Here is a 23,009-nt window from a genome sequence, read left to right as displayed (position 1 = left end):
ATTGGTTATTTACATGAATTTTTATTAACGCAGGGGACATAGGTCAAGATAAGATGACTATTTCGTCCCCCTTTTTTTTCTAAATGAAATTGCAGGATTCTACATATAGAAAGAAGAAATAAAAGAAAAAATGAATGCACAGGAGGAGAAACCATGACAACTTATATAGTTGATGGAGCAAGAACAGCTTTTGGGACGTATGGAGGCTCATTAAAGGATATTAGTGATCTTGAATTAGGCGTGGCGGCAACTAAAGGGGCACTTGAAAGAAGTGGTATACCTGCTTCCGATGTGGATGAAATTGTATTTGGAAATGTTGTCCAGACCGGAGCACATTCCGCCTATCTGGCCAGACATATTGGGTTAAAAAGCGGCTTAACGGAGTCATCATCTGCCCTTACCTTGAATCGGTTATGCGGTTCAGGATTACAGGCTATGGTAACAGGGGCAACGTCTATTGAATTAGGGGAAGCAAAGGTCATTGTGGCTGGTGGCACCGAGAATATGAGTTTAGCTCCGCAAATCTTAAAAGGAACGCGGTTCGGCTCCCCTAGTAAGGCACCAGTGGTGGTGGACATGCTTTGGGAAACGTTAATTGATCAATATGTCGGCTGCGGGATGGGGATGACCGCAGAGAATCTATCAGAAAAGTATAATATTTCACGAGAAGAACAGGATCGGTTTGCGGTTACCTCGCAGCAAAAGGCTGGAAAAGCAAGAGATGAAGGGCGCTTCGCAGAAGAAGTAGTTCCCATTATCATCCATGATAAAAAAGGAAAAGAAACAATTATTAAAGTGGATGAACATATTAGAGATAGTGTCAGTTTAGAAGGTTTAACAAAATTAAAACCGGCTTTTAAGAAAGACGGTACAGTAACGCCGGGTAATGCCAGTGGAATTAACGATGGTGCTGCAGCGGTCGTATTAGCTTCAGAAGACTACGTCATTGAAAATAGTTTAAATCCGTTAGCGAAAATTGTTTCCTGGGCAGTAGCAGGAGTTGATCCAAAAATCATGGGGATTGGACCTGTACCAGCAAGCAAAAGGGCATTAGAAAAAGCAGGCTTAACCTTGGCTGACATTGATTTATTTGAATTGAATGAGGCCTTTGCGGCGCAATCATTAGCCGTCATAAAGGAATTGGGAATTAACCAGGAAAAAGTAAATGTTAACGGGGGAGCGATCGCTTTGGGACACCCTCTTGGTGCAAGTGGTGCGAGAATTACCTATTCTTTAGCGCTTGAACTGAAGAAAAGGAATTTAAAATATGGCTTAGCTGCCCTTTGCATTGGCGGCGGTCAAGGAATTGCCATGATTATTGAGAGGGTCTGATTTTGAAAAAACAATTAAACTATTAGGTTTAGGGAGGAATCGATTTGGAAAATAAAGTTGTTAGTTTATCCGTTGAAAACCATGTTGGAATTGTCACGTTAAACCGTCCGGAAGTAGGAAATGCACTGGATTTGCAAATGGCCAAGGAATTAATGGATGCAGCGATTGTTTGTTCCGAGCGTGATGATATTAGAGTAGTGGTGATCACTGGAGCGGGTAATAAGTTTTCAGTTGGCGGTGATTTAAAAAGTTTCGCAAAGGAAGGGGACGAAATAAGTTCTCATCTGAAATCTGTAACGGCATACTTACATCAAGCGATTTCCTTTTTTGCAAGAATGAATAAACCGTTCATTGGGGCGGTTAACGGAGTAGCTGCAGGCGCCGGAATGAGTCTTGCATGTGCATGTGATTTAGTCTATGCGTCGGAGAAGTCAAAATTTGTGATGGCTTATAACCGAATTGGTTTAACACCTGATGGATCAGGCAGCTATTTTTTACCTCGCCTTGTCGGGATGCGTCGCGCACTTGAGTTAATGTATACAAATCGACAGTTAACCGCAGAAGAGGCATGTGACTGGGGGATTGTCAATCAAGTCGTTCCTGATGACCAATTATGGGAGGTTGTCCTAGGCGTTGCAGAAAGCTTGGCAAAAGGACCGATGAATGCATACGGCGAAACGAAAAAATTATTCTATCATTCACTCCAAGAAACATTGGAATCACAAATGAGCAAGGAATCCTTGCTACTCGCTTCAAGAGCAAGCAGCATCGAGGGAAAAGAAGGTATCGCTGCCTTTCTTGAAAAGCGCGAAGCTGATTTTTTAAAGGGGTAGGATTGGACTCCTAGTAAGATAGTGAATTTTTTATAGGAAATTACATTGATTCATAGTTTGATCTTTAATTGGAGGGATCGGATTGGAAACGGAAATGCTGAAAGGGAAGTTGCTTTGGGAGCCCTCCCAACAAACGATAAATCAGTCGAATATAAAGAAATTTATGATGTGGCTGGAGGAAAATCGAGGGCTGAAATTTGAAGATTACAATCAATTGTGGGATTGGTCTGTAACAGAAATTGAAAATTTTTGGACAGCTATTTGGGAGTTTTTTAATATAAAATCAGAAACAGATTACACTTCTGTTTTATCCGGAAATAAAATGCCAAACGTAAAATGGTTTGAGGGAGCCACTTTAAACTATGCAGAGCATGTATTCAGGAATGAAGATCCAGAAAAAGCTGCTGTCATTCATCAATCCGAGATTCGTCCAGTTCAGGAAGTTACCTGGGCTGAACTAAGAAAGAAAACAGCTGCAATAGCTACATATTTAAAGTCATTAGGGGTCAAAAGTGGGGATCGGGTCGTAGGCTATGCACCCAACATTCCTGAAACGTTAACTTCATTTCTGGCATGTGCTAGTATTGGGGCTGTTTGGTCGAGCTGTGCACCTGAATTTGGCATTCAAAGTGTCATTGACCGGTTTAAGCAAATTGAACCAACGGTCATGATTGCTGTTGATGGCTATCAGTATGGGGGTAAGAGATATGACCGGTTGGAGCTTGTCAAAAAGATACAAGCTGACCTTCCATCACTAAAAAAGACAATTCTAGTTCCCTATCTAGAAACGCAACCGGAAATATCCGAGTTGAATAATACAGTCCTTTGGGAGCAGGTTATTTCTGATAATGATGATGCCATTTTAACATTCGAGCCGGTGCCTTTTAATCATCCACTCTGGATCCTATATTCATCAGGTACGACCGGAAAACCTAAAGGGATTGTACAAGGTCAGGGGGGAATCCTGCTTGAGCATCTAAAATTCCTCGGTCTTCAAGTGGATCTTAAGAAGGGCGATCGTTTTTTTTGGTACACCACAACAGGCTGGATGATGTGGAACGTAATCGTTAGCGGGTTACTGACAGGCGCGGCCATTGTTTTGTATGATGGAAATCCAAGCTACCCAAATGATGAAACATTGTGGAGCCTTGCCGAATCTACAAAAATGACAACCTTTGGCACCAGTGCCAGCTTTTTAATGGCCAGTTTGAAAGCAGGAATTAAACCAAAAGAACAATTTGACCTTTCTCATTTAAGAAGCATAGGCTCTACAGGTTCACCACTGCCTGAAAGCGGATTTGACTGGGTTTATGAGTATGTAAAAGAAGATATATGGCTGACTTCTACTAGCGGTGGAACAGATATTTGTTCCGGGTTTGTGGGGGGAAGCCCGACCCTGCCTGTTTATTCCGGGGAAATTCAAGCTCGTGTTTTGGGATCAGCTGTGAAGGCATTTAATGATGCGGGAGAAGGAGTGATCAATGAAATCGGTGAACTTGTGGTAACCGAACCGATGCCGTCCATGCCCATTTATTTTTGGAATGATAAGAATGGAGTACGCTATAAAGAGAGTTACTTTGATGTTTACCCTGATATTTGGAGACATGGGGATTTTATCGAGATTACCGATAGAGGATCGGCGATCATTTACGGCCGCTCAGATGCGACGATTAACCGTGGAGGTATTCGAATGGGTACAAGTGAAATATATAGTGCTCTTGAAAGTATTCCAGAAGTAATCGATAGTTTAATTGTAGATATTCCAATAAGCGCCGAACAATCATACATGCCTTTATTTATCGTTTTAAAGGAAGGCTTCAGCATTACAGATGAATTGAAAACTAGAATTAATCAATCCATTCGGCAAAACTGTTCTCCAAGGCACGTACCGAATGAAATTTTTCCTGTAAATGAACTGCCGAAAACACTGAACGGCAAGAAAATAGAGGTGCCGATTAAAAAAATATTAATGGGTGTACCTATTGAGCAAGCTGTTAACTTGGGTTCCCTGAACAATCCAGAAACGTTGGATTACTTTGTTGAATTTAAAAGATTGTTAGAATCTAGATAAGGAAGCACAGGGACGGTTCTTCTGCCTCAAAAACTGAGGCAAGGGGTACCGTCTTGTTTTTTAACTTCATCTGCTGAAAACCTAGATTCTTTTATACAAATAAAAGCTTTAAAAATTTTTAGCCACTTATTGTGAATTATAAAGAGGGGGATTGTCGGCAAATTAGAGGGCAGCATTCCAGTAATTAAGAAATATGAAAAGACTAGCTCCGATTTTTAAGCTAGTCTTTCTTTATCGCATTTCCTTGATATTATTAACGTGGTTCTAGGAACTGGATTCATCATAGGAACTGGATTCATCATAGGAACTGGACTCATCATAGGAACTCGATTCATAATGGGAACTGGACTCATCATGGTCTTCTTTACATCCACATTGTTCGTATTCCTCTTGACAGCATTGAGTAAACGAATCATCCGGACACATTTCTGGAATCGGAATGCACGGGTCGAAATTCGGATTTTGGAGTACTTCATACGGACGCATCATTTCGTGATCCTCGTGTTCAAGGATATGACAATGCCAAGGATAGATTCCAGTAAATGGTCCAAAGCGGGCAATAATACGAGTGACTTCTTCGGGATTGGCACGAACGATATCTTTCCAGCCTCTTTCATTAGGATCAGCCTCGCGTGCAGGACCTACAATAATGACATTTCCATTTTCATCAATTGAAATGGGTTCACGATTAAGGATTTGGAATTGGACGAGGTGCAAGTGAATGGGATGTGTGTCACCCGTCAGGTTGTACAGCTCCCATACTTCCACTGTACCATTATAAGGGGTTTCAGTAATCGGTAATTCATTCCAATCCATACCGTTCAGTAAAAGCTTTAAGCGGGCAGGAAATTCTGGATCATCAATTTCCATTAAGAAGTTCTGTCTAACCGTCACACCATTTGGTTCGAGTCTCTCTAAGCAGCTTAATTTTTTAGGAATTTGACTTTTATCTGATTTTGAGCGTTTTTTACGAACTCGAAATTCCATAATTTGCGGAAGGGGAGGGCTATCAGGGGAGCCATTAGGGAATGGTGCTGGTGCGTCGTTTGTTAAGATGATTTTTTGACCTCGATGTTTTGAAAAATCCACAATAACATCTGCACGTTCCCCTGGAGCAAGTAATAGCCCTGTGGCATTGGAAACTTTAACAGGTTTCTCTAGAAAGCCGCCATCCGTTCCTATTTGAATAAAATCTTGGCCGGAGCTTAGCCGTAATCGGTAAAACCGGGCATTAGAGCCGTTCAAGATACGGAAACGGTATTTTCGTGGTTCCACTTCAAGATAGGGCCATACTTTTCCATTAACTAAAGCAGTATTACCGAAAAACTCAGGAACGACAGATGGATTGGGTAATGCACTTTCATCAAATGGTGGAGGTGGCTCCGGAGCTGGAAAAATTGGTGGAGGCGGCTGTTGTGCTGGAGGTGGTTGATGGCCTGGCTGCGATGGATAGAAAAGCTCACCATTAGGATAGAATGACCGATCCTGTATCACTAACGGTATTTCATATTTTCCACGTGGGAGATTTAGTTTCTCCTCTTTTTTATCTCGAATCAGATAAAAGCCGGCAAGCCCTGCATAAACATTTAATCTAGTAATCCCTATTGCATGGTCATGATACCAAAGCGTTGTGGGACGCTGACAATTAGGATAGTAGTAAACTTTATGCAAGAATTTGCTGCCGAAATTTTGAAAGTTTCGCGTAAACCAGGCTTCGGGATACCCGTCGTTTTCCGGTCGTACACGTCCACCGTGTAAATGCACAACCGTTCTAACAGAAGGTTCATCGGGTTCTGCACCATGAACCGTTCTATCCACAGGCAGAAGATGTTCAAATGGCAATTCGTTTTCCCACTTGACAAGAATAGGCTGATTCCTGAGAACTTCAAATGTAGGACCAGGATACATTCCGTTATAACCCCAAACTGTAGTAGGCGGTAAGTCTCTGTGTAACTTTTGTCTAACCTGCTTCATCGTTACCTCATAGTAGGGGATTCCGTCTCGATAACCAACAGGTTGTATCACGGAAGGCAGAGGCAAAGCATCAACAAACTTCGTTAAAAACGACAATATTTAGCTGCTCCTTTCAAAAACAGATTCAATGTTTATCCTATGCATGTACAATAAATCTGTTTGGATATTCGTATATACTTTAAACAGCTTATTTAATGATGAGGCATGGGGACGGTTCTTTTGCTTCACTTTTTGTCTGCTTGTACGAGAGGAAGGTTGGTTGATTTATAACATGAGTCAGCTTTTAGATCATGAGAACCGTCACCGCGCACCAGAAAATTGTTGGAATGGATATTAAATGGGTTTAACCGTAACCATTCTGTCATTTAACCGAAAAAAATAATCCACCCTTGAGGTGCATTATTACGCCTATTAGGTATCATCAGTCCGTCGTTAAAACTGCTTCCTTTTCATAACAACCTGAATGCTCATTCCAAATAAAATAACCATCTCTCAATTCTACACTAGATGGATAGGGAACATCGTTGTTATCATTTTGAGCTTTGTTTTTCGCTTCCAGGTTTAGAAATTCCATCAATTCTGCTTGACTTATCAATCGGCATACATGATGTAGGGCAATCGATTGTTCATTTGCTAACCTATATTCTTTTACAATCGCAGTCTTGAAAGGGGCATTAAAATGTAACATGATTTTTAAATCGCTAAAATAAAGAACACCGAATATACTTTTCAGTTTTAGTGAGCCAATATTAAATTCTCTTTCAGATACCCAATCTTTACAGCCGGTTAACGGATTATAAATAAAATAAAGTTTTTCATACATGCAATATTCTCCATTCTTAAGATACATGATTTTAAATGGGTTTAATGGACTTCATGATTAAATCAAATCCCCACTCCAAAACAATCACTCATGTTTCTTCATTCCATAATTTTTGGTTTAATCAAACCTTTAAACTGTTAATCTATTGTTCTAAGGTAATATATATTGTAGAAACCAAGTGCAGCATAGGTGACTATTTCTACTATATTAAACATGATCGCTTTTCTTATTCCTCTAATTGTTAATCAAGTTCACTAATTATATTTTAATTAAAATACAATAAAATGTCAACTTAGTTGACATTGTTGGTGGGATTTTATAAATCTTATCGTCGATGAATGTTTTAAGTAGGCCAAATAATATGTATATGAAGATAAGGTGTGTTTAAAAGCAAACCTCACAAATTTCTAGTGAAAATGAAGCACGAGAACCGTCCCCATGCACCACCGGACATGTTACAGCATGTTCGGTCTTTTTTTTATTATTCAGTATTTATTGGGTAGAGAAGTTTTACAATATAGATTTTCTGTTTTTTACATTTTGCTAATATTTTTGTCGATACTTGAAATTTTGAAATCAGATATTACTGAATTACTAGAAGGAATGGTAAAATAAAATAGGGTGAAGATGAATGACGAAAAAGTCTTTAAGAGAACGAATTATCGAAACATCGCTTCAATTGTTTGAAGCACACGGCTTTCACAGAGTCACGGTTGATATGATTGTAAAAGAGTGCGGTGCCTCAAAAGGAGGATTTTATCATAATTTTAAATCCAAGGATGAACTGCTTTATATTATCCACGATCAATTTATTTCCTACGTATTGGAAAAGGGACAAGCCGCTTGCGAGCAGTGGAATACCCCAACCGAGAGGCTTCATAATATCATTAAATCCTTTGTTACGATGATTGATCTGTACAGAAATGAAGTGACGATCTTCTATCAAGAAAGTTCGTATCTGCCTCCGGAATACTTTAATAACATTGAGATTAAAAGAGATCAGTATAAAAATTTAATGTTTCAAGTTATTCACGATGGTATCGAGTGTGGGGAGTTTCGTAAAGAACTGCCGGTACCCATCATTTCTATGGCGATATTTGGAATGATCAACTGGATTTATAAGTGGTATCAAAAAAACGGACGATACACAATAGAGGAAATTGCGGATATATATTCAGATATTATCCTACATTCAATCTTAACAAAAGCGGCGAGTGAAAATCATAAGTTTTCTAAGTTCTTCCTAAACTCCTATCCCGAAGAATTACGATTAGGAGATAACTTTTTTAAGTGAAAATAGTTGGTTTGTCTAAAATTTTGCCATTATTTGCGATTTTGGCAGACCAACTAGTCGGTCTTTTTTTTGGAGAAAGGTATTGACATTTTATTTAGAATATTTGAAAATAAAAACCAACTAGTCGGTCCCAACATAACGATTACAGGCCTATTTGTTCACTGATCCATTATTCCATTGGCACGTGATTATTTTTTAACCTCGACAGACCAACTAGTCCGTCGGTATGCATTACAAAAAGGAAATCCCGGAATATGGGGTGGTCTTTTATAAAGTTTTGAGACCAACTAGTCGGTTTGAGTGAAAAAAACTGCATTTATCGGAAAGAAAATTAAATTGATTGAGAGAAAGAGAGTTTCTATTCAATTGTTGGAAAGCTATTTAAACCAAACGCTAAAGGAGTGTAAATCGATGTTAAAAATGCTTGAACTAAGAGAAATGATTAAATTGATCGATCGATCCTCCACTCAGGAATTCACATTAACGAATGGGGGAGTAAGGATCTCAATGAAAAAGCCTCTCCCTAAAGTGGCTGAATATCCTCATGGGTGGAAGCACTCAACCTATTCCAAGAGATAACCTCGGATGTAAATGGCACGATCGTTGAGGTTCTCGTAGAAGAAGGCCGAGTGGTGGATTATGGGGAGCCGTTATTTATTGTTAAGCCAGAATAAGAGGGAATATACGTCTCGTAGAAAAAGAAATTGAATATATCGTAGGTAACGCTTCTCCTAAGGCAATCTTTACTGAAGATAAGTTGATTAGCAAGCTGCAAGGAGTTATTAATAAAAATACAGTAGAGCATGTAATCAATGTTGATACGGATTCGTATGAGAATTTGGCCAGAACTAGTAGCATTAAAGAACCTGAAAATCAGGCAACTTGGGAAGACTTTGTGCAAAACTTCTAGTAGGAGCTTCTTTTCGAAGGAGAATCGCCTGGTCCAACAAATGCGAGGGAATGGCCTCTTTTTTCATTTTACCCGAGATACCTTTTGGTTTTATCCCTTCAAAACTTTCGTTATGATATTGCTCAAGGTAACGCATTATGGTTCTTTCAGAAAGACCGATGGTCTTACAAATATGGTTTTTCAATTCCTTTGCTTTTCCAGCATCTAGCCCATCCGCCAACAGAGGGGAGAAGAGCTGGAACCTTTGTACTGCGATTTCTTCTGCCTTTTTTTGATCTCTCATGATAACACTCCTCTACATATGTGATTATCATGAGGGTAAATCAGCTATCTTCGGACAAGAATGCAGAACGGGTCTGTAGCCATAAATTAAAATTCACAATCGGACGGACAATTCTCTCCAGCCATCTGGGGGCATTCCCTACCAGTCGTCCAATTCTATGAATTGAAGTCTCTGAATTTGCGGACGTCAAATTCAAAGGGATCTTATCCTGTTTAGTTCGAAGCACAATGGATAAGAGGCAATTAGCCCAGTAATCTACGAAATAATTAAACCAATCAAACCAACGAAATAAAGTAGATTGATCAGCTGGAACACCATGTGTAGAAGGGTTCGTAAGAACCGACTCTATACACTCTGCCTTATATCTCTTATATGGAACTAAGAAATCTGGTAATTCATGATGAATCCGGCCCCATTGATCACACCCTAATCGCAGGATATTATACACTTTTGTCTCTCTAGAACTTTCTCTTGTACCAATTATGCTTATGCTTTTCCCATAACAGGGCGAAGGAATCCTCCCCGCACCTCTAACCAAAAACTCCTTTGTTTTCAATTAATATATAATCTGATACAATAATCATATGGGTTTTTTTAGGGGACGTCTCCTGTATATCTGTTGGCGCAGATATACATTAAGGGAGGCGTCATTTCCTTTCTCCAGAATTATAAATGTCGAAATCTTTCGAATTATGCATACATGGACATTATAACCGTCTAAATCTGGACAGGCAACACCGTCAACTTTAGGTCATATTGGGATGGCAAGAACAATAGGCATGACTGAACCTTCGAGTTTCACAAATTTATTCAGTCATGTTCTTTTACTTTCTAATAGGAAACTTAACTAGTACCTGAAGAATTGTCATAAACTTTTGTAACAAGATTAATAGAATGTTTAAATTATATAATTCCTTCAACTATTTATAGGTTTTAGCTAATTGTGAATCCATTTTAGCTTCGAACGAGACATGTAACGAACCCTCTGCTTGGATTATTGGAATATGCCACTTCCGTGACTACGTCACCAGTGAACCGCAAGGAACACCTCTAGTACGGTTTGATGTAGTAGAGAGGTAGAAAAAAAATTCCCTCCTATCCGGCTTCATGGAACACCCTGAAACCTGTATGAAAATACCCCAATTGCGAAATAACTCATTTGAACATTTATAGAGATAAACTATTAATATATCAAATATATGTATTAGACATAATAAATCTGAACATTTAGAATTATATATATAATTTAGGTTTCACGTTTAGGAATTTAAAATTTTAGGTGGGAAACAGAATAAATTAATATCTTTCTACTCAAATAATTATTGAGTCCTATTTTTAATTTTATGCAATCTTTTTATTAATTTTTTTAAGGGCTAAAAAACACATTAAATTCTGTAGTAAAAATTATTAGAATATAGAGGAGGAAACCCATTGTCAGGACTATTATGAAGATTTTGAAATTGGACAAGTATACCAACATGAAACAGGACGAACTGTCTATGATACGACAATGTACTATTTTCAACGCTTACAATGAACCATCAACCACTGCATCTTGATATAGAATATTCAGCTAAAGCTGAATTTGGTAAGCCGCTAATGAATAGCTTGTTTACACTAGGACTCGCAATCGGTCTTACTGTGAATTATACAACTCTTGGAACAACTGTAGGAAATCTCGGCTTTGATAAAGTAGAATTTCCTAAACCTGTTTTTGCCGGTGACACCATTTACGTTGAAACAGAAGTCATTAACAAACGTGAATCAAAGTCAAGTCCAAATGAGGGGCTTTTATTTTTTGAACATCGTGCTAAAAATCAAAATGGAGAAATCGTCATGAAATGTCAACGTGCTGCACTAATGAAAAAAAGATTTAACTCAATTACTATCACTTAATCTATGAAAACAATCGAAAGGAAGATGGATATGAATTTTGAATGGAATGAAGATCAGCTACTGTTAAAAAAGGAAGTGAGCAGACTCTGCTCCAAATTTGATGATAATTACTGGCTTGAATGTGATAAAGCACATAGATTCCCTTGGGAGTTTTATAATGCCTTTGCTGAAGCTGGATGGTTAGGGGTTGCAATTCCAGAAAAATACGGTGGTGCAGGATTAGGGATCACAGAAGCCGCCATTATCTTACACGCTGTAGCTGAATCTGGGGCTGGAATGAATGGGGGTACGACTTTACATCTTTCCATGTTCGGATTAAATCCTGTTGTCAAACATGGTTCCGAAGAAATGAAACAGAAGTACCTTCCTTCAGCTGCAAGAGGTGAACTACACGTATCATTTGGAGTAACAGAACCCGATGCAGGTACCGATACAACTAGTATCACCACTTTTGCCCGTAAAGATGGAGACCGTTATATTATTAACGGACAAAAGGTATGGAATTCAAAAGGGAAAGAGGCAAGTAAGGTTTTATTACTTGCAAGAACTACTCCATTATCTGACTGTAAAAAGAAAACGGACGGAATGACGTTATTTCTTGCTGATCTTGATGAGAAATACTGTACACTTCGTGAAATAGATAAGTTAGGAAGAAATGCGGTTGATTCGAATGAGTTATTCATTGAAGATTTACCAGTAGATGAAAGTGATGTTGTGGGGGAAGTTGGAAAAGGATTTTACCATTTACTTGATGGTCTGAATCCTGAACGAATTTTATTGTCTGCTGAATTTTGTGGCTTGGGTAGAGTCGCATTGAAAAAAGCAATCAATTACGCAAATGAAAGAGTCGTCTTTAACAGACCAATTAGTAAAAACCAGTCTATTCAACATCCTCTTGCAGAAAGTCATGCCAAATTAGAGGCAGCAGAACTACTTTGGCAACGAGCAGCAAATAAATATGACAATGGGTTGCCAACTGGACCAGATGCCAATATGGCCAAATATTTGGCAGCAGAAGCGGTTTTTGAAGCTTGCGACAGAGCCTTACAAACTCTTGGTGGTTTTGGATATGCCAAAGAGTTCCATATAGAAAGATACTGGCGTGAAGCAAGATTGTTGAAAATTGCTCCAGTATCCCAACAAATGGTTTTAAACTATCTCAGTGAACACGTTCTAGGAATGCCGAAATCCTACTAACATGAGACTTGGTAGAAGTCTGGATTAAAAGGAGGAATTTGAATGTTGAGTGATGTAAAAGAATTAATTGGGACTAAGTTAAGGCCATATCAACGGGAATTGATAAAAAGCAGATTGATGCCCTGTATTTTGCGACTACAACTGCTCCTTATAAGGAAAAGTCTTCGTCTGCAATTATCGCTCATGCACTAGACCTTAAGCGTGAGATAAGAGCTACTGATTTAACGGATTCTTTAATAGCTAGTTCTTCTGCATTTTTAACTGCAGTTGATTCAGTTGTATCTGGGAAAGAACATGGCGATTGTCAAGCAGCTGATTGTCGGATAGTTAACAATTATGGTTTCAGTAAAAAGTTTGGCTGGGTAAATGACCGTTTCGGCGTTTCGTGGCAAATAAATCTTCCAATGTGAAACATTGTAATTTAAAAATATCTCAATTATCAATAGGCCGAAAAATATGCAAGTATTTATTCATTTCTTGCATATTTTTCGGCTTTTTCATTCAGAAAATATTAAGACATCGATTGGTCTGGTCCCGATAACAGCAACGAACACTTCCCCTTCATTTGTTTTATCTATGAGTGTATAGAATTTTCAAAATTTAGAGGCTACCACACTTTGATATGATTTACATAGTATCACTATAACAACAAAAAATGGTTGGGTTGATTAAATAGTCATCGTGAAAAATGCATTGTCCGGAACTGTCTATCTCCCCAATAATGAAAGGAGTTAAAAAATGGATAATCATTTGCTTTTTGAACGTGAAGGACAGATTGGATGGATTTATTTAAATAATCCGGCTAAGTTGAACTCTCTTGATCGAGGAATGCTGCGGGGACTCATCGCCCATTTGGAATCGTTGTGGAAAGGTGATGAGGTTGGGGCGATTATTATTACAGGAAGTGGCAACAAGTCCTTTGCAACCGGAATGAACGTAAACGAGTTTATCGGTTTGGATCCACATGGGGCACACGAGATGATTTCAGAGGTAGGACGTGTCTGTGAGTTGATTCGGAAATTACCAGTTCCGGTTATTGCAGCAATCAATGGGTACTGTATGGGTGCAGCACTCGAAATGACCCTTGCAGCCGATATTAGATTGGCCTCCACGAATGCCGTTTTTGGAATGCCAGAAGTGAAATTGGGTATCCCATCAGTGGTAGATGCTGTATTGCTTCAACAATATGTCGGATTGGGGCTTGCTAAGGAAATGCTGTTAATGGCTGAACCGGTTTCAGTACAGCGTATCAATGAGAACGGTTCTATGATTAATAAAACCGTAGCACCAGAAGAACTTAAGGATGTTGCAAGAGAATACGCCTTGAAGTTGATTAGCAATCCAAAGGAAACGAAAGCCATACAGAAGAGGTTGATGGAAACATGGCAGAACAGTTTTCTGGATATCGCGATTCAGGACAGCAAAAATGCATTAGCGATGTCATTTGCAACAGATATACCAGGTAACAGAATCAAAGAATTTCTTCAGGCGAATAAACGAAAATTAGAAGTTTAAAAGATTTAAAAGAATCATCCCGATCGAAGAAGAATTTATTCTTCGATCGGGATGATTAGCGATTTTTTTCTCTATTATTTCCTTTATAATCGAGAAATGATATTGAATTCATAAATTCGATAAAGTGACTAATATATCCAACATCTGCTAAATCCTTATGATAAATTAAGTTTGAATATCTCTTAATTGATGGAAAACCTTCTATAGATAATGGTTTAAGAATTCCCTTTCTTAATTCTTCAGCGACAGATATTTCAGGTAAAATCGTTATCCCCATTCCTAGTCTAACCATTAATATCACTGCATTAATATCGTTTAACTGCATACTAACTTTAGGGCGAACACCGAACTTAGTGAAAACCCCCTCGATTTGTTTCCAGTAGCTTGTATTATTGCCATATATAATGAAAGGTTCATTTATTAGTTGGTTCCAAGTTACTTTTTCTAATTTGGCTAATCTGTGTTCAGCTGATATTAGAACACTGGAATGATCTACTCCAATTATTTGTGAATTTAATTGAGGATGTGAAAAGTTCTGATTAGGAGTTCGAATAATTCCAAACTGTACTTTGTGATTAAGTACTAATTCAATTGATTCTGGTGAAAATTCTGTATGTAGAATGATATCAATGGAAGGATATTTTTTTTTGAATTCTAACAGAAGATCCGGCAATACCCAATTACAAATCGTATGCGATGTTACTAGAGAAAAGGAGCCGGATAAGCCTTTTTTATAGTTTTCCATAACATTCTTTGCTTCCTCTACAGAAGCTAGTATTTTAGATGAATATTGATATAAAATTTCTCCAGCTTGTGATAGGTTATTTTTTTTTGAAAAAAGCTGCAATCCGAGTCGGTTTTCTAATGTTTTCATGTGGGCACTGACAGTAGGTTGAGAGATAAAGAGCTTCTTAGCTGCGTCAGAAAAGCTATTAGATTGTGCTATGGCATTGAATACTTCTAAATGTCTTAGTTCCATTATGTATGTGCAGACCCCCTATATAGAAAATATTAATATATATATAGATTTTATCGAATTTTCAAAAATATTACCAGTGATATAATTAAACAAAGTTTTATATTTTAAATAATTTTTCGGTAGTAAAAAAGGGGGGATTAAGATCTATTCTTTATCGTCAGAGCAGATATTAATGAATTAAAAGAATTGAATGCGGTTACATACGCCGAGTTTAAATCAAATTAAGGGGGAGAAAAATGTCTGCTATCAAAAAAAGCTATTTGTTGTTCATTATTTTATTATTAATTGGATTAATTGTTGGTTGTGGAAAAGAGGAAGCAAGCAACAGTAAAAACGTATCAAGTAAGAAGGGCAGTTCTGATAAAGTTTATGAATTAAACGTAAACAATTGGGCCCCATCTACTCATCATTACGCTTACAATGTATATGAACCATGGAAAAAACTGGTTGAAGAAAAAACAAATGGTAGAGTAAAAGTAAATATTTATCATGGCTCTGCACTAGGAAAATCTACTTCTGTTTACCAAGACGTAAAGGGCGGCTTATATGAAGTTGGAGTAGCGGTGACATCCTACTTCCCAGACACGGATCTTTTCCCGTATACGATTGGAAATCTGCCATTTGCTTTCAATGATGCTGAAGAAGCTTCAAAAGTATTGAAAAAATTCGGAGAAAAATATGCCAATGAATCCTTGTCTAAAGAGTTTATCGTGATGAACCCGCTAACAACAGATCCATATGATTTGTTTTCTTCTAAACCGATTAAATCAATCGATGATTTAAAGAAAACGAAGATGCGTTCGAGCAGTAACAGTGAAACCACGCTAGAAAAAGCGATCGGTGCTGTTCCTGTCACGATATCTACCGATGGAGCGTATGAAGGATTGCAAAAGAAACAGATTGATTCAACCTTTTATACACCAATTGGCTCAGTTGGTTTGAAATTTTACGAGCCGGCACCTTATATTACGAAAGTTCATAGCTCTGTCATGCCAGTTATTCCGATTATGAATAAAAGTTTCTATGAGTCCCTTCCTGACGATTTGCAAAAAATATTTGATAAGGAGTTAAATCCGAAACTTTCCGAGCTGCTAATTAAGAGCTATGAAACAGAAGTTGAAAATGCTTACAAAACATTAGAAGAAAAACTGAAGGATCGCGGGAAAATTATTACATTGTCTGATAAAGAAGTTCAGCGTTTTAAAGAAGCTGGAAAAGTATCATGGGATGAATGGATTGAAGAGGCAAATAAAAAAGGCTATCCAGGCCAAGAGATGGTTGATGAACTTATTAAAATAATGGCAGCAGAAGGATTACCAAAACCATTTTAATCGTTACCGAAGCTTCTAACTTTAGTTTTAGGTTGAAGTTAGAAGCTTCAAATTATAAATAGAATAGAGGTGTCAAGTTGTTATCGAAAATTATCACTAATTTAACTCGGATTACAAAGTGGATTGCTTTAATTACAATGGCATTCATGATGCTTTTTATAGCTTTTGCTGTAGTTAGTAGAATGACTTTTACTCCCATATTAGGTGATGTCGAGATCGTTCAATTAGGCATGGTTGTTCTAATTATGTGTGGATTAGCTTACACCCAGCAAGTGGATGGTCACATCTCTATCGGTCTGATCGTTGACAAATTCCCTTATAAAGGGCAAAAAATTATGGATGTAATCGCGTGTCTATTTAACGTTATTGTTACGTTTGTAATCGCTTTTATTTTTATTGAAGTAGCAATAAATCATATGACCAAAATGAAATTGAGTACAAGCCTTTTAGGGATTCCTTATTATCCCTTTGATTTTCTCATCATCCTTGGTTTTATCATGTGGGGGTTAGAAGCGTTTTTAAAGTTGATTAGGTCTATTCTTGCAATTTCTCAACCAATTCAGAATGAGAAAGAAAGGGATTTAAATGATGCAAGTTGAATTAATTGGGCTTTTAGGATTACTAGTCATGTTTGCATTAATGTTCTTAAGGCTGCCTATTGCAATCGCCATGGCTATACCAGCATTTATTGGGATTGTCTATTTAAAAGAATGGGAGACCTTGAAAACAGCTGTGGAGACGATTGTATGGGATCATAGCTTTAGTTATACCTTAAGTACGATTCCGATGTTCGTTTTAATGGGTGAACTATTATATGTTTGTGGAATTAGCACAGAATTATTTGGAACATTCCGGGCATGGTTAAGTCGAATGAGAGGCGGTTTAGGTATGGCAACTGTTGGATCTTCAGCATTGTTTGCCGCTGCATCAGGTTCAAGCTTAGCAAATACTGCAACAATGGGCATTATTGCATCGAAGGAAATGCTGCATTATGGGTATAATAAGTCTTTTGTTGGAGGAACAATTGTTGCAGGTGGAACATTAGGTCCCTTAATTCCACCAAGTACCCTTTTTATTATCTATGGAATGATGACAGAACAGTCCATTGGTCAATTATTAATCGCAGGTCTTGTTCCAGGCCTTATTCTTATGGTGCTTTTCATGATAACCATTTATATTGCTGCCTTAATCAAGTCGGATTTGGCACCTATTATCAAAGAAAAAGTTAGTTGGAAAGAACGCATTATTTCTTTAAAGACAACTGGTTGGATTCTCGTATTATTTGGCATTGTAATAGGCGGAATGTATATGGGTTACTTCAATCCTACTGAGGCTGCAGGAATTGGGGCTTTTGCGACGCTTATCATTGCCTTAATTAGAAAAAAGCTTACATTTCAGAAGTTTGTTGGCGCGATGTCTAGTACTTTGAAAACAACAGGATTTCTGTTTGCGATTATCATTATGGCATTTTTGCTGAATTATTTCTTTACGATTACGAAGTTGCCACTATTTTTAGCTAATTCCCTTAATGGATTATCGCTACCACCAGCAGCTTTATTTGCCATCATCGTGATTATGTATATCATTTTAGGCGCCATTATGGATGCATTGGCGATGGTTGTTATTACAATTCCAATTATTTTGCCTCTCATCCATGGGATGGGAATGGATCTTATCTGGTTTGGGGTTATTATCGTATTACTCATTGAATTGGCAATGATTACACCTCCAGTAGGAATGAACTGTTTTGTTCTGAAGGGTGCTGCGCCTGAGCTGTCTTTAGAGGAAATTTTTAAAGGTGCACTTTTGTTTACCGTTCCGATTCTCGTTCTTATTGTCATTCTTTACCTCTTTCCGGATATTGCAATCTATTTACCAAGTAAGATGTATTAAATCATTTACTCAAAAAGAAGCAAGGTGAGTGCTATGAAAGACTGGGAATTGCTCTATAACTCTCGCATTTGTTCTGTTCAAGAAGCGATAAAGTGTATTCAGCCGTATCAAAATCTTTTTCTTGCTGCATACTGCAGTGAACCACAAACAGTAGTTGAAGAATTAGTTAGACAAAGGGAACGTCTAAAAGGAACGACTCTGAATGTGAATGTGGCGGGAAGTCCATTATTATATGCTCAAGAAGAAAGTTTGCCCTATTTTCGAATTCGAACCTCTCTTTCCTCGCCAGGGCTAAAAAAAGCGATGCGAACAGGTGACTGTGACTACGTTCCTATGAATTTATCAGAAATACCTAAATTTATACGTGAATCGGAAGTTGATGTTGCCCTAATTCAAGTTTCTCCACCAAACAAGGAAGGCTATTGTAATTTAGGGATTTCGGTCGAGGCCATTCATTCTTTAGTAGAAAAAGCCAAATTTGTCATTGCTGAAATGAATGAACAAATGCCGATTACATATGGTGAAACTTGGATAAGTGTCAATCAAATTGATTGCTTCGTTCCATCATCCCGGCCACTGCTTACGATCCCCGAAGGTAAATTAAGCAGTGTGGAGAAAAAAATCGGTGAAAATGTTGCAAGTTTAATTCCGGACGGAGCCACAATCCAATGGGGAATCGGAAATATACCGAATAGTGTCCTGTATTCATTAATGGATAAAAAGGACTTGGGCGTCCATTCGGGATCGATTACTGACCCGGTGATTGATTTAATCGATAGTGGTGTGATTACGAATCGTAAAAAAACAGTCAAACCGAATAAGATGGTGTGCACGTTATTGCTTGGAACAGAAAAGCTGAATCAATATGTGGATAACAATCCTATGTTTGAACTTCATCCAGTTGAATTTACACATAGTGGGGCAATTATTAGCCAGATTGATAACTTTCATTCCATTAATTCAGCACTAGAAGTCGATCTGGCAGGACAAGTCAATGCAGAATCCATTAATAACCACACGATTGCGGGAGTCGGCGGACAAATGGACTTTATTCGTGGTGCCCAATATTCAAAAGGTGGAAAAGCAATCATTGCTTTCCCTTCAACGACAAAAGACGGAACAAAATCACGCATTAAAGCAACGGTAGAGAAGGTCACCTCGGTGAAATCGGAAGTTCAATTCATTGTTACGGAATATGGAGTGGCTCGACTTTTTGGAAAGTCATTAAAAGAACGAGCACAGGAATTAATATCGATAGCCCATCCCGATTTTCGTGAAGAATTGATGTATAAATGGAAAAACAATGTTTTCTAATCTATTAAAACAGTAATAAGAAAATAGTAATCCATACTTACTGAGGGGGCAAAATGATGACTTTACCTTTGAAAAATGTAAGAGTATTAGAATTGGCTCAGACTTTAGCTGGACCATTTGCAGGTCAAATGTTAAGTGATCTAGGTGCCGAGGTCATTAAAGTTGAAAAAATGAGCGGCGATGAAACGCGTCATTTCACTCCACCAGAATGGGACGGGGAAAGCACATTTTATATGGCAAATAACCGAAACAAGCGAAGCATCACGCTCGATTTAAAGTCTGAAGAAGGAATCAATATCGTGAAAAAATTGGCAAAAGAATCCCACGTCATTATTGAAAACTTTAGAACAGGCACAGCAGAAAGACTAGGTTTCGGATATGAAGCGATCAAAGAAATCAATCCATCTATTATTTATTTGTCCATTTCTGGATTTGGCCGTACTGGGCCCTTTAAAGATAAGGCAGGCTATGATTTAATGATTCAAGCTTATTCAGGGCTCATGGGACTCACCGGAGAAATCGGCAGACCTCCAGTAAAAGCGGGATTTTCAGTCGTTGATTTAGTAACCGGAACTTTAGGTGCGATGAGTGTTGTAACAGCCTTATTGCAGAGAGACAAGACGGGAATTGGGCAATATCTTGATTGTAGTTTGCTAGATAGTCAAGTTATGATGATGAATTATTTAGTTCCTGCATTTCAGGCGACTGGAGTATCTCCAAAGCCGATGGGTGCTGGTCATCCTTCTTTATACCCTTATCAAGCATTTAGAGCACAAGATCAATATGTTGTTGTTGCATGTGCAAATGATCGTTTGTGGGTTAAATTGTGTAAGGCTTTAGGATGGGAAGATTTATTGGAATTTGAGAAGTTTAAGAGAAATAAAGATCGGGTCGCTTATAAGGAAGAACTTGAGGCCATCTTAAATGAACGTTTTTCTGAGTGGAAATGTGCCGATATTGTTGAAACATTGGAAGCGAATGGTGTTCCTTGCAGTCCGATTAATTCTGTAGAACAAGTGATCCATTCTGAACAAGTGATTGCTCGTGAAACGATTAAAGATATTCCGCATCCATTTATTAAAGGATTAAGAGCACCGGTATTTCCTGTGAAATTTTCAGATATGGATATTACGGTTAGAAGCCATCCGCCTGGGCTAGGTGAACATACGAGCGAAATTTTAAAAGAAATTGGTTACACACCAGAAGAAATTATCAATTTAGCTGAGCAAGGTGTTGCAGGGAAAACAACAGTCTCAATAATTTAGCTGAAATAAGGAGCGAATAAAAATGGGAAATAGAGAAGCAGTCATAGTTGAAGCGGTCCGGTTACCAATAGGAAGGCGAAGAGGCGTCTATGCAGATACGAGACCTGAATATTTATTGTCAGCAGTATTAAAAGGCTTAGTTGAACGTGCTGGAGTTAATCCTCAAGAGATCCAAGATGTGATTGTTGGATGTGTCACGCAAATTCATGAGCAAGGGAACAATATCGCCAGAATTGCAACATTAATGGCTGGTCTATCAGAAGAGACAGCTGCCTTTACAATCAATAGAAAATGCGGTTCTTCCCAGCAAGCAGTGAATCTAGCAGCTCAAGGTGTTGTTGCGGGAGATTATGATGTTGTCATTGCGGCAGGTGTCGAAAGCATGACAAGATACTCATTGGGCGCGGATCGGGTACCTGAACCTCAAGAATTAAAAGATTTATATGAAATGATATCCCAAGGAGAGTCGGCAGAAAGAATTGCTGATAAATGGGAGCTTTCACGTGAAGAATTGGATCGTTTCTCGGCAAGAAGTCACCAGTTGGCTGACAAGGCCAGACAAAGTGGGGCATTTGAAAGAGAAATTCTTCCGATTGAAGTAGAAAAAAATGGTGAAAAAATTTTCGTGAAAGAAGATGAAGGAATTCGTCCGACTACGACGGTAGAGATTTTAGAAGAATTAAAACCAGCTTTTATTGAAAATGGAAAAATAACGGCGGGAAATTCCAGCCAAATTAGTGACGGAGCAGCTGCTGTTCTAATTATGTCTAGAGAAAAAGCAGAAGCATTAGGATTAAAACCAAGAGCGAGAATTATTGCCAGAGATGTGATTGGTTCTAATCCAACAATGATGCTGACTGGACCGATACCTTTAACGAACAAAATATTAAAAAAAGCAGGCTTAACAGCTGAAGATATCGATATTTATGAATGCAATGAGGCGTTTGCTTCAGTTACGCTTTCGTGGATGAAAGAAATCGGTGTACCTGTAGAGAAAGTGAATCCTCGTGGTGGAGCAATCGCACTAGGACATCCGACAGGTGGAAGTGGTGCCAGAATCATGACGACCTTGCTGCATGAACTTGAAGATACGGATAAGCGGTATGGATTACAGGTTATGTGCTGCGGCGGAGGAATGGCGACAGCGACAATTATTGAAAAAATTTAATTCAGGGGGAAAAAGTATGCGTTTTGAAAACGAAGTAGCTGTTATTACAGGTTCTGGAAGAGGAATTGGACGTGCAATTGCACTTAAAATGGCGCAAGAAGGTGCAAGCGTGGTCATTAATGACATCGATGAAGAGGTTGCCTATTCTGTTGTAAGGGAAATTAGAGAAGCAGGTGGAAAGGCAGTCGCGTCAGTCGGCAGTGTAGCTGACTCTCGAAATGCAAGTCAGTTAATTGATACAGCAGTTAATGAGTTTGGAACTGTAAACATACTAATCAATAATGCAGCCGTAACCAGACCGGCAATGATTGACAAAATGACGGACGAACAATGGGATTTAGTTGTTGATGTTGGTCTGAAGGGCGTCTTTAATTGCATTCGGGCAGTGGCACCGATTTACAAAGAAAGAGCAAAACAAAACCCCGAGGCACTAACAAACGGTAAAATCATTAATGTCACATCTGTGGCAGGTTTAACAGGAACGATTGGGCAAATAAATTATAGTGCTTCTAAGGCAGGACTACTTGGTATAACGATGTCAACGGGTAGAGAATGGGGAAGATACCGTATCCAATCGAACGCTGTTGCATTTGGCGTTGTCGAGACACGAATGACTGATACTATTCGTGGTGATGAGAAATTTGCTGAAAAATATAAAAGTAAAATTGTGTTAAATCGATTTGGAACGACTGAGGATGTTGTACCAGGTGTATTATTCCTTTCCTCATCAGATGCGAACTATATTACGGGTCACGTTCTAAATATTTCGGGTGGCTATCACATAGGAGTTTAACTTTATTCAGCTAAAGGAAGAAGAACTAAGCTAACATCGCCTCGTACTGCGGCGCTTTTAGCCTTAGTCACCAACATCTATTAGTGCAAATCGCCTAGTCATATTTGATTGGGCTTTTGAAGACAAGATTATCTATCA

Annotated in this window: 20 protein-coding genes and 2 pseudogenes; 17 read left to right on the top strand and 5 right to left on the bottom strand. The window is 38.4% G+C overall.

Annotated elements, in window-relative coordinates:
• Window positions 1-153: 153 nt before the first annotated feature.
• From QNN06_RS17380 to QNN06_RS17370, 3 genes are all read left to right on the top strand, one after another.
• Window positions 154-1,332 carry an acetyl-CoA C-acetyltransferase gene (locus tag QNN06_RS17380; RefSeq protein ID WP_284035549.1) on the top strand — a complete coding sequence of 393 codons (1,179 nt, stop codon included), beginning with the start codon at window positions 154-156 and terminating at the stop codon, window positions 1,330-1,332.
• Window positions 1,333-1,376: 44 nt separating this feature from the next.
• Window positions 1,377-2,165: an enoyl-CoA hydratase/isomerase family protein gene (locus QNN06_RS17375; RefSeq protein ID WP_284035548.1), complete on the top strand. Its 789-nt coding sequence runs from the start codon at window positions 1,377-1,379 to the stop codon at window positions 2,163-2,165.
• 94 nt (window positions 2,166-2,259) lie between these two features.
• Window positions 2,260-4,236: an acetoacetate--CoA ligase gene (locus QNN06_RS17370; protein WP_284037942.1), complete on the top strand. Its 1,977-nt coding sequence runs from the start codon at window positions 2,260-2,262 to the stop codon at window positions 4,234-4,236.
• 264 nt (window positions 4,237-4,500) lie between these two features.
• Here the strand turns inward: QNN06_RS17370 and QNN06_RS17365 are convergent, their stop codons facing one another.
• Together QNN06_RS17365 and QNN06_RS17360 are read right to left on the bottom strand one after the other, a co-directional pair.
• On the bottom strand, window positions 4,501-6,306 hold the full coding sequence (locus QNN06_RS17365; RefSeq protein WP_284035547.1) for a multicopper oxidase family protein: 1,806 nt from the start codon (window positions 6,304-6,306) through the stop codon (window positions 4,501-4,503).
• 325 nt (window positions 6,307-6,631) lie between these two features.
• The gene (locus tag QNN06_RS17360) at window positions 6,632-7,033 is read right to left on the bottom strand and encodes a hypothetical protein (RefSeq protein ID WP_284035546.1); all 402 of its coding nucleotides are present in this window, start codon (window positions 7,031-7,033) and stop codon (window positions 6,632-6,634) included.
• Window positions 7,034-7,664: 631 nt separating this feature from the next.
• Between QNN06_RS17360 and QNN06_RS17355 the strand changes: the two genes are divergently transcribed.
• The 3 genes and pseudogenes from QNN06_RS17355 to QNN06_RS31420 form a co-directional block, all read left to right on the top strand.
• Entirely contained in the window at window positions 7,665-8,327 is a 663-nt protein-coding gene (locus QNN06_RS17355; protein ID WP_284035545.1) for a TetR/AcrR family transcriptional regulator, read from the top strand.
• Window positions 8,328-8,738: 411 nt separating this feature from the next.
• Entirely contained in the window at window positions 8,739-8,906 is a 168-nt protein-coding gene (locus tag QNN06_RS31425) for a hypothetical protein (protein WP_481819279.1), read from the top strand.
• Window positions 8,876-9,001: pseudogene (locus QNN06_RS31420) on the top strand (biotin/lipoyl-containing protein); the annotation flags it as partial. The gene QNN06_RS31425 and the pseudogene QNN06_RS31420, both read left to right, overlap by 31 nt.
• Before the next feature lie 219 nt (window positions 9,002-9,220).
• Here QNN06_RS31420 and QNN06_RS17345 read toward each other — a convergent pair.
• A pseudogene (locus QNN06_RS17345) lies at window positions 9,221-9,520 on the bottom strand (helix-turn-helix domain-containing protein); the annotation flags it as partial.
• A gap of 40 nt (window positions 9,521-9,560) precedes the next feature.
• Window positions 9,561-10,058, bottom strand: a complete 498-nt coding sequence (locus QNN06_RS17340) for a DUF6431 domain-containing protein (RefSeq protein WP_284037941.1) — start codon at window positions 10,056-10,058, stop codon at window positions 9,561-9,563.
• Between the two features lie 995 nt (window positions 10,059-11,053).
• Here QNN06_RS17340 and QNN06_RS17335 point away from each other — a divergent pair.
• The 4 genes from QNN06_RS17335 (at window position 11,054) to QNN06_RS17320 (ending at window position 14,128) form a co-directional block, all read left to right on the top strand.
• Window positions 11,054-11,416: a MaoC family dehydratase gene (locus tag QNN06_RS17335; RefSeq protein ID WP_284035543.1), complete on the top strand. Its 363-nt coding sequence runs from the start codon at window positions 11,054-11,056 to the stop codon at window positions 11,414-11,416.
• 30 nt (window positions 11,417-11,446) lie between these two features.
• Window positions 11,447-12,613 carry an acyl-CoA dehydrogenase family protein gene (locus QNN06_RS17330; protein ID WP_284035542.1) on the top strand — a complete coding sequence of 389 codons (1,167 nt, stop codon included), beginning with the start codon at window positions 11,447-11,449 and terminating at the stop codon, window positions 12,611-12,613.
• An 86-nt stretch (window positions 12,614-12,699) separates the two neighbouring features.
• Window positions 12,700-13,023 (top strand): VOC family protein, encoded by a 324-nt coding sequence (locus QNN06_RS31240; RefSeq protein ID WP_349654943.1) that lies wholly within the window; start codon window positions 12,700-12,702, stop codon window positions 13,021-13,023.
• Window positions 13,024-13,351: 328 nt separating this feature from the next.
• A complete protein-coding gene (locus tag QNN06_RS17320; protein ID WP_284035541.1) occupies window positions 13,352-14,128 on the top strand; it encodes an enoyl-CoA hydratase/isomerase family protein in 777 nt (258 codons plus the stop codon).
• Between the two features lie 55 nt (window positions 14,129-14,183).
• On the opposite strand, the gene QNN06_RS17315 is transcribed toward QNN06_RS17320, so the two are convergent.
• Window positions 14,184-15,107, bottom strand: coding sequence for a LysR family transcriptional regulator (locus tag QNN06_RS17315; RefSeq protein ID WP_284035540.1), 924 nt, complete (start codon window positions 15,105-15,107; stop codon window positions 14,184-14,186).
• A gap of 236 nt (window positions 15,108-15,343) precedes the next feature.
• Between QNN06_RS17315 and QNN06_RS17310 the strand changes: the two genes are divergently transcribed.
• The 7 genes from QNN06_RS17310 to QNN06_RS17280 all read left to right on the top strand — a co-directional run bounded on the left by QNN06_RS17310 (window position 15,344) and on the right by QNN06_RS17280 (window position 22,871).
• Complete coding sequence (locus QNN06_RS17310) at window positions 15,344-16,438, top strand: TRAP transporter substrate-binding protein (protein WP_284035539.1); 1,095 nt, start codon at window positions 15,344-15,346, stop codon at window positions 16,436-16,438.
• A 77-nt stretch (window positions 16,439-16,515) separates the two neighbouring features.
• Entirely contained in the window at window positions 16,516-17,037 is a 522-nt protein-coding gene (locus QNN06_RS17305; RefSeq protein WP_284035538.1) for a TRAP transporter small permease, read from the top strand.
• Entirely contained in the window at window positions 17,024-18,331 is a 1,308-nt protein-coding gene (locus QNN06_RS17300) for a TRAP transporter large permease (RefSeq protein WP_284035537.1), read from the top strand. Before QNN06_RS17305 ends, QNN06_RS17300 begins: the two co-directional genes overlap by 14 nt.
• Before the next feature lie 33 nt (window positions 18,332-18,364).
• A complete protein-coding gene (locus QNN06_RS17295) occupies window positions 18,365-19,645 on the top strand; it encodes an acetyl-CoA hydrolase/transferase family protein (RefSeq protein ID WP_284035536.1) in 1,281 nt (426 codons plus the stop codon).
• A gap of 56 nt (window positions 19,646-19,701) precedes the next feature.
• Window positions 19,702-20,910, top strand: coding sequence for a CaiB/BaiF CoA transferase family protein (locus QNN06_RS17290; RefSeq protein WP_284035535.1), 1,209 nt, complete (start codon window positions 19,702-19,704; stop codon window positions 20,908-20,910).
• Window positions 20,911-20,932: 22 nt separating this feature from the next.
• Window positions 20,933-22,078 carry a thiolase family protein gene (locus QNN06_RS17285; protein ID WP_284035534.1) on the top strand — a complete coding sequence of 382 codons (1,146 nt, stop codon included), beginning with the start codon at window positions 20,933-20,935 and terminating at the stop codon, window positions 22,076-22,078.
• Window positions 22,079-22,094: 16 nt separating this feature from the next.
• Entirely contained in the window at window positions 22,095-22,871 is a 777-nt protein-coding gene (locus QNN06_RS17280; protein ID WP_284035533.1) for an SDR family NAD(P)-dependent oxidoreductase, read from the top strand.
• Window positions 22,872-23,009: the final 138 nt, after the last annotated feature.

Origin of the sequence: Neobacillus sp. 114, assembly GCF_030127045.1 — a bacterium.
Taxonomy (GTDB): domain Bacteria; phylum Bacillota; class Bacilli; order Bacillales; family Cytobacillaceae; genus Neobacillus; species Neobacillus rhizophilus.
The sequence above is the reverse complement of the archived record's forward strand: the minus strand, read 5'-3'. Positions and strand labels throughout refer to the sequence as shown.